General features: G+C 55.8%; 16 protein-coding genes. 8 read left to right on the top strand and 8 right to left on the bottom strand.

Going from position 1 to position 13,546, the window contains the following annotated elements:
• Positions 1–128: 128 nt before the first annotated feature.
• Positions 129–1,526, bottom strand: a complete 1,398-nt coding sequence (gene dcm / locus F3I21_RS07050) for a DNA (cytosine-5-)-methyltransferase (protein ID WP_150058589.1) — start codon at positions 1,524–1,526, stop codon at positions 129–131.
• Between the two features lie 156 nt (positions 1,527–1,682).
• On the opposite strand from dcm, the gene F3I21_RS07045 reads away from it, so the two are divergent.
• From F3I21_RS07045 to dgcQ, 6 genes are all read left to right on the top strand, one after another.
• Positions 1,683–2,159, top strand: a complete 477-nt coding sequence (locus tag F3I21_RS07045) for a very short patch repair endonuclease (protein ID WP_058757385.1) — start codon at positions 1,683–1,685, stop codon at positions 2,157–2,159.
• A gap of 70 nt (positions 2,160–2,229) precedes the next feature.
• Positions 2,230–2,505 carry a hypothetical protein gene (locus F3I21_RS07040; RefSeq protein WP_021509848.1) on the top strand — a complete coding sequence of 92 codons (276 nt, stop codon included), beginning with the start codon at positions 2,230–2,232 and terminating at the stop codon, positions 2,503–2,505.
• 11 nt (positions 2,506–2,516) lie between these two features.
• Entirely contained in the window at positions 2,517–3,428 is a 912-nt protein-coding gene (locus F3I21_RS07035) for a DUF808 domain-containing protein (protein ID WP_058757386.1), read from the top strand.
• A 36-nt stretch (positions 3,429–3,464) separates the two neighbouring features.
• Positions 3,465–3,599, top strand: a complete 135-nt coding sequence (locus F3I21_RS23500) for a hypothetical protein (RefSeq protein WP_254919505.1) — start codon at positions 3,465–3,467, stop codon at positions 3,597–3,599.
• A gap of 181 nt (positions 3,600–3,780) precedes the next feature.
• Positions 3,781–3,960 (top strand): YodC family protein, encoded by a 180-nt coding sequence (locus tag F3I21_RS07030; protein ID WP_010618657.1) that lies wholly within the window; start codon positions 3,781–3,783, stop codon positions 3,958–3,960.
• 133 nt (positions 3,961–4,093) lie between these two features.
• Entirely contained in the window at positions 4,094–5,746 is a 1,653-nt protein-coding gene (gene dgcQ / locus F3I21_RS07025) for a cellulose biosynthesis regulator diguanylate cyclase DgcQ (RefSeq protein WP_150058588.1), read from the top strand.
• On the opposite strand, the gene F3I21_RS07020 is transcribed toward dgcQ, so the two are convergent.
• From F3I21_RS07020 to F3I21_RS07010, 3 genes are all read right to left on the bottom strand, one after another.
• The gene (locus F3I21_RS07020; protein ID WP_021509852.1) at positions 5,743–6,963 is read right to left on the bottom strand and encodes a glycosyl transferase; all 1,221 of its coding nucleotides are present in this window, start codon (positions 6,961–6,963) and stop codon (positions 5,743–5,745) included. The two genes, dgcQ and F3I21_RS07020, sit on opposite strands and share 4 nt — an antisense overlap.
• 26 nt (positions 6,964–6,989) lie before the next feature.
• On the bottom strand, positions 6,990–7,787 hold the full coding sequence (locus F3I21_RS07015) for a mannosyl-3-phosphoglycerate phosphatase-related protein (RefSeq protein ID WP_150058587.1): 798 nt from the start codon (positions 7,785–7,787) through the stop codon (positions 6,990–6,992).
• 359 nt (positions 7,788–8,146) lie between these two features.
• Positions 8,147–8,380, bottom strand: coding sequence for a YodD family protein (locus F3I21_RS07010; protein WP_058757390.1), 234 nt, complete (start codon positions 8,378–8,380; stop codon positions 8,147–8,149).
• Between the two features lie 316 nt (positions 8,381–8,696).
• Between F3I21_RS07010 and F3I21_RS07005 the strand changes: the two genes are divergently transcribed.
• Positions 8,697–8,855, top strand: a complete 159-nt coding sequence (locus tag F3I21_RS07005; protein WP_021509855.1) for a YqaE/Pmp3 family membrane protein — start codon at positions 8,697–8,699, stop codon at positions 8,853–8,855.
• Positions 8,856–8,922: 67 nt separating this feature from the next.
• A complete protein-coding gene (gene dsrB, locus F3I21_RS07000; RefSeq protein WP_010618650.1) occupies positions 8,923–9,120 on the top strand; it encodes a protein DsrB in 198 nt (65 codons plus the stop codon).
• A gap of 213 nt (positions 9,121–9,333) precedes the next feature.
• Here dsrB and F3I21_RS06995 read toward each other — a convergent pair whose 3' ends face one another.
• The 4 genes from F3I21_RS06995 to fliQ form a co-directional block, all read right to left on the bottom strand.
• Positions 9,334–11,037: a methyl-accepting chemotaxis protein gene (locus F3I21_RS06995; protein ID WP_141495289.1), complete on the bottom strand. Its 1,704-nt coding sequence runs from the start codon at positions 11,035–11,037 to the stop codon at positions 9,334–9,336.
• 163 nt (positions 11,038–11,200) lie between these two features.
• The gene (gene rcsA / locus F3I21_RS06990; protein ID WP_021509858.1) at positions 11,201–11,836 is read right to left on the bottom strand and encodes a transcriptional regulator RcsA; all 636 of its coding nucleotides are present in this window, start codon (positions 11,834–11,836) and stop codon (positions 11,201–11,203) included.
• A 627-nt stretch (positions 11,837–12,463) separates the two neighbouring features.
• The gene (gene fliR / locus F3I21_RS06985; protein WP_021509859.1) at positions 12,464–13,252 is read right to left on the bottom strand and encodes a flagellar biosynthetic protein FliR; all 789 of its coding nucleotides are present in this window, start codon (positions 13,250–13,252) and stop codon (positions 12,464–12,466) included.
• Positions 13,252–13,521, bottom strand: a complete 270-nt coding sequence (gene fliQ, locus F3I21_RS06980; protein ID WP_010618647.1) for a flagellar biosynthesis protein FliQ — start codon at positions 13,519–13,521, stop codon at positions 13,252–13,254. Before fliQ ends, fliR begins: the two co-directional genes overlap by 1 nt.
• Positions 13,522–13,546 lie beyond the last annotated feature (25 nt).

Below are 13,546 nucleotides of genomic sequence, written 5' to 3'. Positions count from 1 at the left end.
AACGCAGTATTGGTTTGATGCGTGACAGTCCGGTGACAGTGCGCGCGATGTGCGGCAAAACAGCACATCGCGCGTTACTAAAGCAAATTGCGGGGCGGAAAACCGGGGCGTGAAGCGCGGCTGCGTTTTCAGCGGCGCTGATGCGCGTGCTGCTCAATCAGCGGCAGCAGCAGTTTCGCTACGGCGGCGAACACCGGCACCACCACCGAGTTACCAAACTGTTTGTAGGCTTGTGTGTCGGAGACCGGAATGCGGAAGCGCGCTTCGCCCGGCGCTTCAAAGCCCATCAGGCGGGCACATTCACGCGGCGTCAGGCGGCGCGGGCGGCGCGCCATGTTCGCGGCCTGCTGAAAATCCTGCTCGCCCAGCGCGTGATCCCAGCCGCGATCGATCAGGATTTCCGACCCGTCTTTATAGTAGCGCGCTGACAGCGTGCGTACGCAGCAGTGCGGATTGCGCGGATCGTTGAGGCCAAAGCCAAAACCGTTGCCTTTGGCTTTATGCTTCTTCGCATACTGGTAGAGATAGTGCCACAGCGTGGGCGACAGGGTATATTTTGCCGGCGGCTGCGGCTCCAGCAGGCTGTGCAGCGGCGGAACTTCAGGCGGATAGAGCGCCGCCAGCGCGCGCAGCGAAAAACCCTCGCTCAGGCCGGTATCGCGCCGGATCCCCACCAGCACGATGCGCTCGCGGTGCTGTGGCAGGAAGTGACGCGCATCGACCACTTTGGCATCCGGCGATAAGTCGTCAGCCGCGTCAGCGACGTCGTAACCCAGCTCATCCAGCGTGGCCATAATAATGGCAAAGGTGCGGCCTTTATCATGGCTCTTGAGGTTCTTCACATTCTCCAGCACGAAAAACGGCGGTTTTTTGGTGGCGAGGATGCGCGCCACATCAAAAAACAGCGTGCCCTGGGCTTCACATTCAAAACCGTGCGCGCGACCCAGCGCATTCTTCTTACTGACGCCGGCCAGCGAAAAGGGCTGACAGGGAAAGCCGGCCAGCAGCACCTGATGGTCGGGAATCGTCTTATCGATATGCTGATAAATCGCCTGCTCATCCGACAAACCGGCCGGCTGGGTAATCAGCCGGATATCACTGTTGAACTGATGCCGGGCGGGATCGCTGTAGTGATTGGCTTTGTAAGTGCGCACCGCTTCTTTATTCCACTCGCTGGTGAATACGCACTGGCCACCAATCTGCTCAAAGCCGCGGCGAATACCCCCGATGCCGGCAAACAGATCGATAAACTGAAAGCGGGGATTGTCATAATGCGCCGGTCGCGACGGCAGCAGCGCCTGCAGACGGGCGACCTCCGCCGCGGACAGCGCGGGCGCGGCACTTTTTCCCGCGCGAATACGGTTAAGCTGCGTGATACTCCAGTCGCGGCCGCCGGCCTCGCTCAGGATGACCACCAGATCGCGGGCCGCGTAGATATCCAGTACCTGCAGCAGTAACGCGGTGGCGTCATCATCAGCGGAGTGCGGGGAGGGCGAAGCCGTCGCGGCGGGATCGAGTGCAAGCATGCGTTTTTCCTTAACAGTGAAGTGGCTATGCTACCACTCCTGGCGCGGCGTGGAAATTAACGATGGCTGCGCAGCGTCTCGCAATCTGCTCTGCACAAACTTTCGCTTTCGCCTCAACGCGCTAAAGTTGAAGAAGCCCGGAAAAAAGGAGACGCCATGGCAGACGTCCACTCGCATGATATTCGCAGCAAAAATATGCGCGCCATTCGCAATCAGGATACGGCGATTGAGCAGCGTATTGCGCTGCTGCTGAAAGATCGCGGCTTTAGTTTTCGTGTACAGGACAAAGCGCTGCCGGGCCGGCCGGATTTTGTGCTGCCGCAGCACAAAGCCATTATCTTTGTGCACGGCTGCTTCTGGCATCGTCATCACTGTTATCTGTTCAAAATGCCGGCCACGCGTACCGAATTCTGGAGCGGCAAAATCAACAGTAACGTGGAGCGTGACCGGCGCTATGTGCAGCAGCTGCAGGAAAGTGGCTGGAAGGTGCTGATCGTCTGGGAATGCGCGCTGCGCGGCAAACTGCGGCTGGAAGATGAGGCGCTGGTGGAGCGGCTGGAAGAGTGGCTGCTGGCTGCCACGCACAGCAGCGAGATCGATCATCAGGGATTGCATCACTATCGGGCGGATTAAGGCAGGGTGATTGCTTTTACCTGCCATAACAGTTTAGATCAGCGTTTTCTCTGGGACGCGGAACACCACCATGAGCAGCATCAAACTGACGGTCAGACGCCTGTATCAACTGCGCGATGAGCGCATGGTCAATGCCCATGCCACGGCGCGCATTTACCTGGATGATACGCTGGTGGCCACCGAGGAGATAAGCGGCATGACAGAAAGTCCGGTGAGCAAGTATCTGCACGCCGACGATCTGCACGGGAAAACGTTACGCGTCGAATGGGACTGTGCGGGCATCGCCGATATGACGGTGACGGCGATTGAGCGGTGCCCCTGTTGTCAGGATCACGAACCGGAATAAGGAATGACATTTTGGCAGGAACCAGCTTACTGACTCTTCTGGATGATATTGCCACGCTGCTCGACGACATTTCCGTCATGGGCAAAGTGGCGGCAAAAAAGACCGCCGGCGTGCTGGGCGATGACCTGTCGCTCAATGCGCAGCAGGTGACAGGCGTGAAGGCCAATCGTGAGCTCCCGGTGGTGTGGGGCGTGGCGAAAGGCTCGTTTATCAACAAACTGATCCTGGTGCCGCTGGCGCTGCTGATCTCCGCGTTTGCGCCCTGGCTGATTACGCCGCTGCTGATGATTGGCGGCGCCTATCTGTGCTTTGAAGGGGTGGAAAAAGTGCTGCACAGCCTGCACCACGACAAAGCGGAGAAGAGTCCGGAAGCGCGGCAAAAGCGGCTGGATAATCTGGCGCAGCAGGACCCGCGCCAGTTCGAAAAAGATAAGGTGAAAGGCGCAGTGCGCACCGACTTCATTCTGTCGGCTGAAATCGTGGCGATTACCCTGGGCATTGTTTCGGATGCGCCGCTGCTCAATCAGGTGTTAATCCTCGCCGGTATTGCCATTCTGGTGACCATCGGCGTGTACGGTATTGTGGCGATGATCGTTAAGATTGACGATCTCGGCTACTGGCTGCGTGAGAAGTCCTCCACGCTGGCGCAGGCCACCGGCGGCGCGCTGCTGGCGCTGGCTCCGTGGCTGATGAAAATCCTGTCGGTGGTTGGCACCGTCGCGATGTTCCTGGTAGGCGGCGGCATTATCGTGCACGGTATCGCGCCGCTGCATCATGCTATTGAAGAGTACAGCAGCGGCTTCCCGGGCGTGGTTTCCATGTTGCTGAGCAACGGCGCGAATCTGGTGCTGGGCTTTATCGTTGGGTCGATTGTGCTGTTAGTGGTAAATCTGGTTGCGAAGCTGCGCGGTAAATCGGTATAAAGCGCAGGAAATTTCTAATCACGGGTCAGGAGAACGATGATGAACGACGATATGTTTGAATTTGATATCGATGCACAGCTGGAGCAGGCGGAAGCCAAAGCGGCAGAAAAAGCCAGTGAAGTGCCGGCAGATATCAGCGACGAAGCCGACTGCGAAGGCTGCAAAATCTGATTTCCCACCCGGGAAAATCATTCAAAGCCGATAATAACTTTTATCGGCTTTGTTTATTTACGGCATTTTTCACTGCTTATTCCGAATTTGTCACAGTAATAGCAATATCCTATAGGCAAAAAACGCGCACAGCTGCTATACCTTAATCCGTTCAATCAACGGTGAGAAGGGAGGGCGCGGTATGACCTTTGCAATCAGTGACGAAGTTCAGCACAAACAGGGCGGACCCACCATGGTGGTGACCGGCTATGCCAGCGGAATGGTAGAGTGTCGTTGGTATGATGGCTACAGTGTACGCCGCGAAGCGTTCCGCAGTGATGAGCTGACGCATCTGTCGGCCGCGCGCCAGCTGGCCAGCTGAGCCCCTCGGGACGGTCAGCGCGCCGTCCCGATGTCATTGTCACTTTTCACGTTTTTCCTGATCTCTGCCTGTACGCCGTTTTCCCACCTGACTACACTTCTTCAATTCGTTGTTATCCGGAGCCTGGCTACTGATGCCAATCTCGCCACTGTCATCACGCCGCATGACGCCTGCGCTGCGCGTGCATCTCTGTTTTCTGGCGGTCTTTCTCTTTTCACTTTTTCTCACCGTCCATGAAGCGCTGGAATTAAAAAATAACTATCAGCAGCGGCAGCGCGCCCAGCTGTCCGAGATCCAGCGCAGCCTCGATAGCCGCTTTCAGGAGAGTCTGGACGAGCTTAATTACTATCAGCGGATGCTCAGCTACGCGCTGACGCACCCGCTGAATGCCGATTATGGTCAGCACGCCCTGCAGCGTTTTCAGCAGTTGCGCCATCAGCCGGTGTGGCAGTTGCAGATCGCTAACCTGCGCAGCATGCCGATTAACGGCGTCAGCGACGAATGGCTGCAGCGTGATGCGCTGCTGCAGCGCGATGATACTTATCTGCTGCCCGAGCTGCGCGCTGCGCTGGAGTTCAGCTTTATCATGCAGTTCAGCGATGAGGCGCAGGACTTTCATTCACGCTTCTGGTACACCTCGCGCGCGGGCTATTACATCAGCTCACGTCCGCCGCGCGACGCGCAGGAGCTGGCACAAAGTTACGCCACCATGACGCAGCGACCCTATTTTCGCGACCAGCAGCCGGGCCGGGCGCCGCAGACACGATGGCACTGGACCGAAGCCTATCAGGGGGAGTTCAACGAAGGGTTGATGCTGACGGTGAGCGCACCGGTGATCGCTCATCAGCACTGGTACGGCGTGTTGTCGATGGACTTCACCCAGCAGCGAATAAATGCATTGCTGCACCAGTCGCGTCACAGCGTGCTGCAGGGCAAGCTGGTGCTCGAAGATCGCGCACTCAACGAGATCACCCGGCTGCCGGCACCGCACGATGTGGCATTGACCCCCGCGCAGCGCGGCCAGCTGATGCAGGCGATTCACCTGCAGCCGGCCGGAACACTGTGGCTGGGCAGTCAGCTGGCCAGCTGGATTAAGTTAAAAAATGTCGATGCCTGGCTAATCAACGTGCAGAGCTTGCGCCAGGGGCTGGCGCAGGAGCTGGGGCGGGTAGCGCTGTTTCTGTTGGGCATGTGGCTGTTATTCGTGCTGTTACTGGCGCTGGCGCATCAGGTGATTTTCCGCCTGGTGAGGCGACTGGAAGACCTCTCGGCGCGACTGGCCTGGCGCGCTAATTATGACGGCCTGACGCGCCTGCTTAATCGCAGCGCCTTTTTCGACCAGTTTATCGCGCTGGCGCGGCGCTGCGAACAGCAGCAACAGCCGCTGGCGGTGATCCAGCTCGATATTGATCATTTCAAAAAGGTCAATGATAGCTGGGGCCATCACGCGGGTGATCAGGCGCTGATGCGCGTGGCCGGCGTCATCAAACATACGCTGCGCCCTTACGACGTAGCCGGACGCATCGGCGGCGAAGAGTTTTGCATCGTGCTGCCGCACACCACGCTGGCTGAGGCGCAGGGCGTGGCGGAGCGTATCCGCAGCCGGCTGGCGGCCAAAACCATTCTGGTCAACGCCAGCACCACCTTTAGCGTTACGTTGTCGGCAGGTGTCAGCTGCAGTACTGAGCAGGGCAGTTACCATGCAGAAAGTCTGCAGGCGGTAGCGGACCGCCGCCTGTATCTGGCGAAAAGCGGCGGTCGCAATCGGGTGTGCGCGGCCGGTTAGACTTTGCCCTCGTTATCCTCTTCTACCGCCTGATAGATGCGCTGCAGGATATCGGGGAACGCCGACTGCACGCGGCTCCAGCTGGGGATAAACGGTTTCTCGTTTGGCCGCTCGATGAACGACTGGCCGGCGTCGAGAATCGCCTGAGTGAACATCTCGACCGCCGCTTCTTCAATGTGCTGATCAAACTTCAGTCCGTTCATGGTGGCTTCGTGGTTGTAGATCTCCATCATGTCCAGCGCGTTGCGATAATAGGTGGCCTTCAGCACGCGGAACGAGTCGCTGGTGAGCGGCACGCCCATTGTCGCCAGCTTACGCAGCAGCGACTGCACGATATCGTTACTCATGCGTTTCAGGCCACCGGTGCCGTCCTCTTCTGCCAGCGGCTGATGCTTATGGTCGTAGTTGTCCGCGATTTCCACCTGGCAGGTCTGCCGCGTGGTGTAATTGCGATAAATCTCTGACAGCACGCCAATCTCCAGCCCCCAGTCGCCAGGGATTTTGATGCCGTTCAGCACGTGGGTGCGCATGGCAAACTCGCCGGACAGCGGATAGCGGAAACTGGTGAGATAGTCGAGATACTCCGAATGGCCGTAGACTTTCTGCAGCGAGCGCAGCAGCGGGCCCACCAGCAGACGCCCGACGCGGCCATTAAGCTTGCCGTCCGCAACGCGCGCATAGAAACCTTTGCAGAATTCATACTGAAACGCCGGGTTGGCCAGCGGGTAGAGCAGACGTGCCAGCATGCCGCGCTCATAGGTCACGATGTCGCAGTCATGCAGCGCCACGCACTGCGAGCGGTCGGAGGCCAGCGTGTAGCCGGTGCAGAACCACACGTTGCGCCCCTTGCCTGGCTGGCTGGGCGACAGGCCCTCTTTATCCAGCTCGGCGTCCAGCGCTTTCAGCCGCGGGCCATCGTTCCACAAAATGCGGTGGCGCTGCGGCAGGCGCGAAAAAAACTCGCGCGCGAAAAGAAACTGATCGCGATCGGCACGATCGAGGCCAATCACAATCTCCTCCAGATAGGGCACTTTCGCCAGTTCGTTGACGATATTATCCAGCGCCGGGCCTTCCAGCTCGGAAAACAGCGAGGGCAGAATCAGCCCCATTTTGCGCTTGCGCGCAAAGCGCACCATCTCTTTTTCCAGCGACTCCACGTTGCGGTGGGTGAGATTATGAAAGTTGGTAATTACGCCGTTCTGGTAAAAATCACTCATCGTCTCATCCTTCTGGTCAGCTGCCGTTATTCAGGTTGGGCAAGAAAGTAATCCAGACCTTCGCGCCAGCCCTCAGGGCCAACGTGAGCGGTGTGGTAAACGTTGTGATGATCGCTGCGTTGCAGCACCACCGGGGTTTTACTGAAACCTTTAATCACCACGGCATAATCGACGCGCTCCAGCATCGGCGCATCATTAGGGCCATCGCCCAGACCAATCGTGGTGCGCTTCGTGCCTTCCTGCTGCTGCAACTGCTGCAATAACTGTTCCAGCGCCACGCCTTTACCGCTGCCCGCCGGCATCACATGCCAGAAGCGTCCGCCCTGCGTCAGGGCCAGTTGATGCTGCGCCAGCGCCGCGCGGAAGGCGTCGAGCCGCGTTTCATCATCGCGCCATACGATGACTTCAGACGCATCGCGCAGTCGGCTCTGGCTGGCTTCCGTCAGCGTCAGGCCGGTGAAACGGGCCACTTCTGCGTCGCTAAAGTCATGAAAGCCGGTGAAGCGAAAATCCGCCTGCAGGGTGCTGAGTGCGGCGCAGAGCGCAAGATAATCGGCGCCGGGCTCTTCGGCAATCTGCGCTTCCCCGCTAAAGGCAACGCGGGCGCCGTTTTCCGCGATAAAGGGCGCACCGGCAATGCCCAGCCGCTTCTGCAGCGGAATAATTTCGGCTGCGGTTTTACTCGAACAAATCACCAGCGGAATCTGTTGCTGCTTAAGACGCGCCAGCCACTCGCTGGCGGCCTGCCAGTTGTAATCATGATGATCGAGCAGCGAACCATCGAGATCGGTCACGATCAGCAGGGAGGAATCTAACGGGATCATCAATACACTCCTTACGCCCAAAGGCATCCGTAAAGCGACGTGTAATCAGTATAATAGCGTAATCACGATCACACTTTTCCTTGCCGCCGGCGCGGCCACTATCCAGGATAATTCTTAAAACACCGCCCGGATACCGAAGCGGCTGCACGTTTTGTGCATGCAGAATGTCAGCCGTAGCGCGATGTTTTCGGTAACAGCAGTGCATGATTATGCAGATTTGTTCGAATTGCGTGCAGAATTGAGACTTGTCTTACTTCAGCTAAGGCGTACTCTGAAGCGGTGTTAAGATTTTCCTGGTGTAACGAATTTATTCTTTTTTCAACCCGGCCAGCGTGCCGGGTCTTTTTTTGAAATCGATTTCAGCGGTTCACTTCAGTGATGGTGAAATCACGAATATCGAGTTCAAACGCCTCGGCCAGTTCAGTGTAGGAGTCAAACGCTTCGCCATTCACCTTCACACGATGCGCATCTTCAGCCTGCATAAACTCCTGCACTTCACCTGACGTTTTTTTCTGAATCGCTTCCAGCAGCGCGTCCACGTCGATGTTCACTTCGCGCTGCACGTTATCGCTGTACTCTTTTGCTGTAGCCATGACAGCCTCCCGGAGGCAAACGGATTCCTGACAAGTATAGACGGTGACAGCGGGCGAGGGACGTGGACGGGAAACGGGCAAAAAAAAGCCCGCGCTGCGCGGGCAAAAATCCTTGTTACTTTTAGGTTGACTGCCCCTTTGGGGTTGGTGCAGTGCTGACAAGTGTACGAGGGTGCCGCGTCAAAAGTCTTTCCGGGAAACGTTAAGAAAGTGAAAAGCCCGGCTTTGACACTTCTTTACCCGTTGCATTCCCCATTCTGGCGTAAAGCAGCTATGCTTACAGCTGGTTGATTATTATGGTTATCAGGGAGTTAGTATGGATTTAATTCGGATCATTATTGCCATTCTGTTGCCACCGCTGGGCGTATTTTTACAGGTCGGCTTCGGCGGCGCCTTCTGGCTCAACATTCTGCTGACGCTGTGTGGTTACATCCCCGGCATCGTGCATGCGGTGTGGGTAATCGCCCGACGCTGATCGCGATCAGGCAGCGCTGACTATCTTCCGTTACACTATGCGCAGGACTGTTTCTGGAGAGAAATCAATGAAGGTCAATGACCGGGTAACGGTAAAAACCGACGGCGGCCCACGTCGCGTCGGTACTGTGCTGGCTGTGGAAGGCTTTAATGAGGGCACCATGTATCTGGTGGCGCTGGAGGATTACCCGCTGGGGATCTGGTTCTTTAATGAGAGCGATCACGCCGAAGGCGTGTTTGTCGAGCCGTATGCGGGGGAAGGGTAGTCTGGTTTTGCGATTAGATTGCTCTCAGGTTGCCCTCACCCTAACCCTCTCCCGCACGCGGGAGAGGGAACCGTTCAGTGCGGATGATTAAAATACATTGTTTGCATGGCGTTAAGTGAAGACGATATTCAATCGCCGCACGGACAGCCCCCTCTCCCGCAAGCGGGGGAGGGATGGGGTGAGGGAAAAATACCGCACCCCACCTCACTCCTCTTAAAACGTCTCCCAGTTATCATTGCCCGCTGCAGCCAGCGTCGGACGTGGAGCGAGCGCAGGCGCTTTCAGCGCTGGCTGTGGCGCAGCAGACACCAGCGAAGCCGGCGTATCATTCAGGCGGAACACCGCCACCGCCTGCGTCAGTTTACCGGCCTGATCTTCCAGCGAAGCTGCAGCTGAAGAGGCTTCCTCTACCAGCGAAGCGTTCTGCTGCGTCACGTTATCCATCTCGGTCACCGCCAGGCTGACCTGCTGAATGCCACGGCTCTGCTCATCAGACGCTGCCGCAATCTCGGCCATAATGTCGGTAACGCGGCGCACCGCCTCGACAATCTCGCTCATGGTGCTGCCGGCTTCGCCGACCTGATGCGAGCCGTTACTGATCAAATCCACCGACTCGGCAATCAGCGACTCAATCTCTTTCGCTGCCTGCGCGCTGCGCTGCGCCAGATTGCGCACTTCACTGGCGACCACGGCGAAGCCACGGCCCTGTTCCCCGGCGCGTGCGGCTTCTACCGCGGCGTTCAGCGCCAGGATATTGGTCTGGAAGGCGATACTGTTAATGACGTTGGTGATCTCGGCGATTTTCTTCGAGCTGCCGGAGATGTTATTCATGGTTTTCACCACACCGCTCACCAGTTCACCACCGCTGCGCGCTTTGCCAGACGCATCGGCGGCCAGCTGGCTGGCGTGATGGGCGTTTTCGGCGTTCTGCTTCACCGTGGCGGTAAGCTGCTCCATGCTGGCGGCAGTCTGCTCCAGCGCAGAAGCCTGCTGCTCGGTGCGTGATGACAGATCGGTGTTACCTGCGGAGATCTCGCTGGAGCCCTGATAAATCGCCACCGCACCTTCACGGACGGTGCCGACAGTGCGCACCAGCGACGCCTGCATCAGTTGCAGGTTGTGCAGCAGGCTGCCAATTTCGTTGCGACCATAGGCCTGTTCGGGGGCGGTGAGATCGCCCTGCGCGATGCGCTCAATGCGACCCACCGACAGGCGCAGCGGATTGATCACCACGCGGCGCAGGAACACGAAGGTGAGCAGCACCAGCAGCAGCGCGGCGGCAAAAGCCGCAGCCATCGCGATAAAACCGACGCGCGACTGATGCGCCGCTTCGGCGTTAATCGCTTCGGCGCGCTCGGTGCGGATCTTAATCGCCTTCAGCAGCACGGCATTATAGGCATCATCCAGCTTGCGCGTGACATCGGTCTCCTGCGCGACAATCCCCTCAAAGCTGCCCTGTTTCGCCGACTCGATCATCGGCTTCAGGCCTTTATCAATATAGGCATTGAAGCTGGTGGTGAGCGGACCGTCGAGCGCCAGGTCAGCCGGCGTCTTCATTTTGCGATCCATATAAATTTTGAAGCCCTCGCGCGCCTGCTTAATGCGCGTTTCGGTGCGCGCCAGATCGGCACGATAGCCATCCATTTCACCGATGCGCGCCGCCGCGCCCGACTGCAGCACGTTCAGGCGTGCGGTTCGCAGATGGTTTGAGCTGTTAGAAATGCCCATGCGCACCTGAATCTCATCGGTGGCGTCATTGAGGGAATTATTACTCTGAATCAGAAAGTAGCTGGCGAGTCCAATGCACAGGGCAAAAAGCAGCAGAATGCCACCAAAGATCATACTGAACAGAGGCATCAGGCGTAGGTTTTGCCAGATGCTGAGCTTATGTTGCTCATCTATCGATGCTGTTTTCATTTCCTTGCTCTCATAGTGGTAAGGGGTTCTGAAAACAAGCATCGGCAGCAGGGGATAAAGGCTTAGCGGGGAAGTGGGATCGCGCTCGCAAAACGCTCAAAAATAATCAAGGCCAGTCGCGGGGACTGGCCTTGACCACAAAGCGTATTATCGTTGGGTGAAATTATCGCACGTTGACATAAATGCCCGAGGTAACATTATCTGTCAGGCGCACCACATGATAAATAACCTGTTTATTGTGGGTTTTAATTTTGCGTTTAATATTGCCTTTATGTGACGAAACAGTTTTCGCTTTGATTTGCATCTTATCCGAAATCTGAATGGTGTCATGACCTGACATCCACATCTTCAGCATATTCGATTCAGTCTGGCTCAATGTCAGTGGATGAATATCCAGCCCGGCAGAAATGCGCGGTGACGCATTGAGTTTCTTTTGCAGGTAGGTGCCCAGCAGGGAGTCCAGCGTCGATGTTTTTATCGATTTTGACGTAATAATCAGGTTCTTACGAACGTAGAGGTATTCCTCAAAATGGATATTCGAGATCGCCATAAAAATAAAGAATAGCGTATCCGGATGCTGCATGATAATAGAACGAATGCGATCGCTGGAATCGGATTCATGAATAAAGCATTCTTCGTTAATAAATACTACGCCCGGTTTTAATTGCTCACACCGTTGTTGCAATTGTTCGATGTCAGACACGGAAGTAATATTTTTCTTTTTGACTCCTTTTGCCGACATATAGTCTGACAAACCCAGGCGTGTGTAGTTACATGAATCCATAATAATCGTTGGCATTATAGCGACCCTCACCAATTTGTTATCCGTTTAAATCAACGATGAATACGCGTTTGCGGTACGAGAGAGATTTCCAAAGACACTTTTTTATTCTGCTCGGCAGACTGGCGTAATGCATTCCTGCGCCATCTTGACTCGTCCCTGACCCGTTCTGCGAAGTTTATTGTGTTACTTCCACGTCACTCTTGTCCCCGCGATAGTGGGAATCGCCGGGAATTTGGTTTATGTGTTTCTTTCGCTCTGTTTTGAGAGCCCTGTCACTATCGCGCAAGTCACAGACAAATCTGATAGGACAATTCTTAAAAACATTTGAATCGCGAAAGTGTGACGTTTCAGCGAGTGTTGACAATGCCGGAAAAAAGGGATTTAGACAAGAAAAATCGCTGTAATATTTTTTTTGTTTAAAAACAGCCCTTTGAGCATTTTATCAACCGATTCACCGGCTTAACCAGCTTAGGAATCGTCTGACTAAAATACGCGAAGCGCCGTTTAATAAGAATAATTTTCACCATAAATGCGCATTTATCAGAATATCCTCAGTTGATTTCTGAAAAATATGGTTCGAAAAATGCACAGAATGTTTTTGATTACTTAACTATCGTATAAGAAGGTTAACAGTATCGTTAATCAACGGGCAGGGGAAAGTTCTGATACAAACTGCGCGAGTAAATCAAAGACTTCACCGAACAGATGTTCACAGAAAGGTGCAAGCAACGGCATCATCATACCCAGACTCAGGATCCCTACCGTTAAGGTGATTGGGAAGCCGATGGCGAAAACCGACAGCTGAGGTGAAACGCGGTTTAACAAACCTAGTGCCAGGTTTAGCGTGAGGAGCAGAATTATTAAGGGTAGCGCTAACATCATGCCATTAAGGAAAATTAAGCTGGCGGCTTTGGTCAGCGCCATGAAGGCGTTGGCGTTGAGTGGCTGATCGTTAATCGGCAATGTGTGAAAACTGTCCACCAGTAACGAGATCAACCACAGGTGACCGTTGAAGGTCAGGAACAGCAGCATCGCCAGCATGTCGAGAAAACGTGCCAGCAGCGGCATGTTGATCCGGCTGTTCGGGTCGAGCAGGGTGGCAAAAGAGAGCCCCATCTGCAGACCAATCATCTCACCGGCCAGTCGCACGGCAGAAAAAGCCAGCTGCATGGTCAGACCAATCCCCACGCCAATCAGCAGCTGCTGCACCAGCATCCAGAAACCGGCCGGGGTAAACAGCGTTACTTCGACCGGCGGCAGCAGCGGCATCAGAATCCAGGTGGTGACTACCGCCAGTCCAATTTTGACCCGTTTTGGAATCGAACGTTCATTCAGCAGCGGCGCGCTGGCAAACAGCGCCAGCAAACGCACCATCGGCCAGAAGAATTGCGCCACCCAGTGCACCAGCTGGCTGCTGTCGAGGGTGACCATTAGCCGATGATGTAAGGCAGGTTGCTGAACAGGGTACGGATGTAGTCCAGCATCAGGTTGAGCATCCACGGTCCGGCCACCACGGCAGTGGCCGCAACGGCAAGAATTTTCGGGATAAACGACAGTGTCTGTTCGTTAATCTGCGTTGCCGCCTGCAGAATACTGATCAGCAAACCGCTCACCATCGCCACCAGCAGCAGCGGAGCGGCCATCATCAGGGCGATACGCATCGCTTCCTGGCCCATTACCATTACCGATTCCGGTGTCATGTTGCGCTCCTGTCGAGAGAAAGGT

This window comes from Pantoea sp. B_9, assembly GCF_008632015.1.
Classification (GTDB): Bacteria; Pseudomonadota; Gammaproteobacteria; order Enterobacterales; family Enterobacteriaceae; genus Pantoea; species Pantoea dispersa.
Note: the sequence above shows the minus strand (reverse complement) of the source record. Positions and strands in the feature narration are given on the sequence as shown.

Excerpts from the sequence above, each read along its gene's own strand:
- fliR (WP_021509859.1), bottom strand. The coding sequence starts at position 13,252 with ATGGTCACCCTCGACAGCAGCCAGCTGGTGCACTGGGTGGCGCAATTC.
- dgcQ (WP_150058588.1), top strand. The coding sequence starts at position 4,094 with ATGCCAATCTCGCCACTGTCATCACGCCGCATGACGCCTGCGCTGCGC.
- F3I21_RS07020 (WP_021509852.1), bottom strand. The coding sequence starts at position 6,963 with ATGAGTGATTTTTACCAGAACGGCGTAATTACCAACTTTCATAATCTC.
- F3I21_RS07045 (WP_058757385.1), top strand. The coding sequence starts at position 1,683 with ATGGCAGACGTCCACTCGCATGATATTCGCAGCAAAAATATGCGCGCC.
- F3I21_RS07040 (WP_021509848.1), top strand. The coding sequence starts at position 2,230 with ATGAGCAGCATCAAACTGACGGTCAGACGCCTGTATCAACTGCGCGAT.
- fliQ (WP_010618647.1), bottom strand. The coding sequence starts at position 13,521 with ATGACACCGGAATCGGTAATGGTAATGGGCCAGGAAGCGATGCGTATC.
- dsrB (WP_010618650.1), top strand. The coding sequence starts at position 8,923 with ATGAAGGTCAATGACCGGGTAACGGTAAAAACCGACGGCGGCCCACGT.
- F3I21_RS23500 (WP_254919505.1), top strand. The coding sequence starts at position 3,465 with ATGATGAACGACGATATGTTTGAATTTGATATCGATGCACAGCTGGAG.
- F3I21_RS07005 (WP_021509855.1), top strand. The coding sequence starts at position 8,697 with ATGGATTTAATTCGGATCATTATTGCCATTCTGTTGCCACCGCTGGGC.
- F3I21_RS07010 (WP_058757390.1), bottom strand. The coding sequence starts at position 8,380 with ATGGCTACAGCAAAAGAGTACAGCGATAACGTGCAGCGCGAAGTGAAC.
- F3I21_RS07015 (WP_150058587.1), bottom strand. The coding sequence starts at position 7,787 with ATGATCCCGTTAGATTCCTCCCTGCTGATCGTGACCGATCTCGATGGT.
- F3I21_RS06995 (WP_141495289.1), bottom strand. The coding sequence starts at position 11,037 with ATGAAAACAGCATCGATAGATGAGCAACATAAGCTCAGCATCTGGCAA.
- dcm (WP_150058589.1), bottom strand. The coding sequence starts at position 1,526 with ATGCTTGCACTCGATCCCGCCGCGACGGCTTCGCCCTCCCCGCACTCC.
- F3I21_RS07030 (WP_010618657.1), top strand. The coding sequence starts at position 3,781 with ATGACCTTTGCAATCAGTGACGAAGTTCAGCACAAACAGGGCGGACCC.
- rcsA (WP_021509858.1), bottom strand. The coding sequence starts at position 11,836 with ATGCCAACGATTATTATGGATTCATGTAACTACACACGCCTGGGTTTG.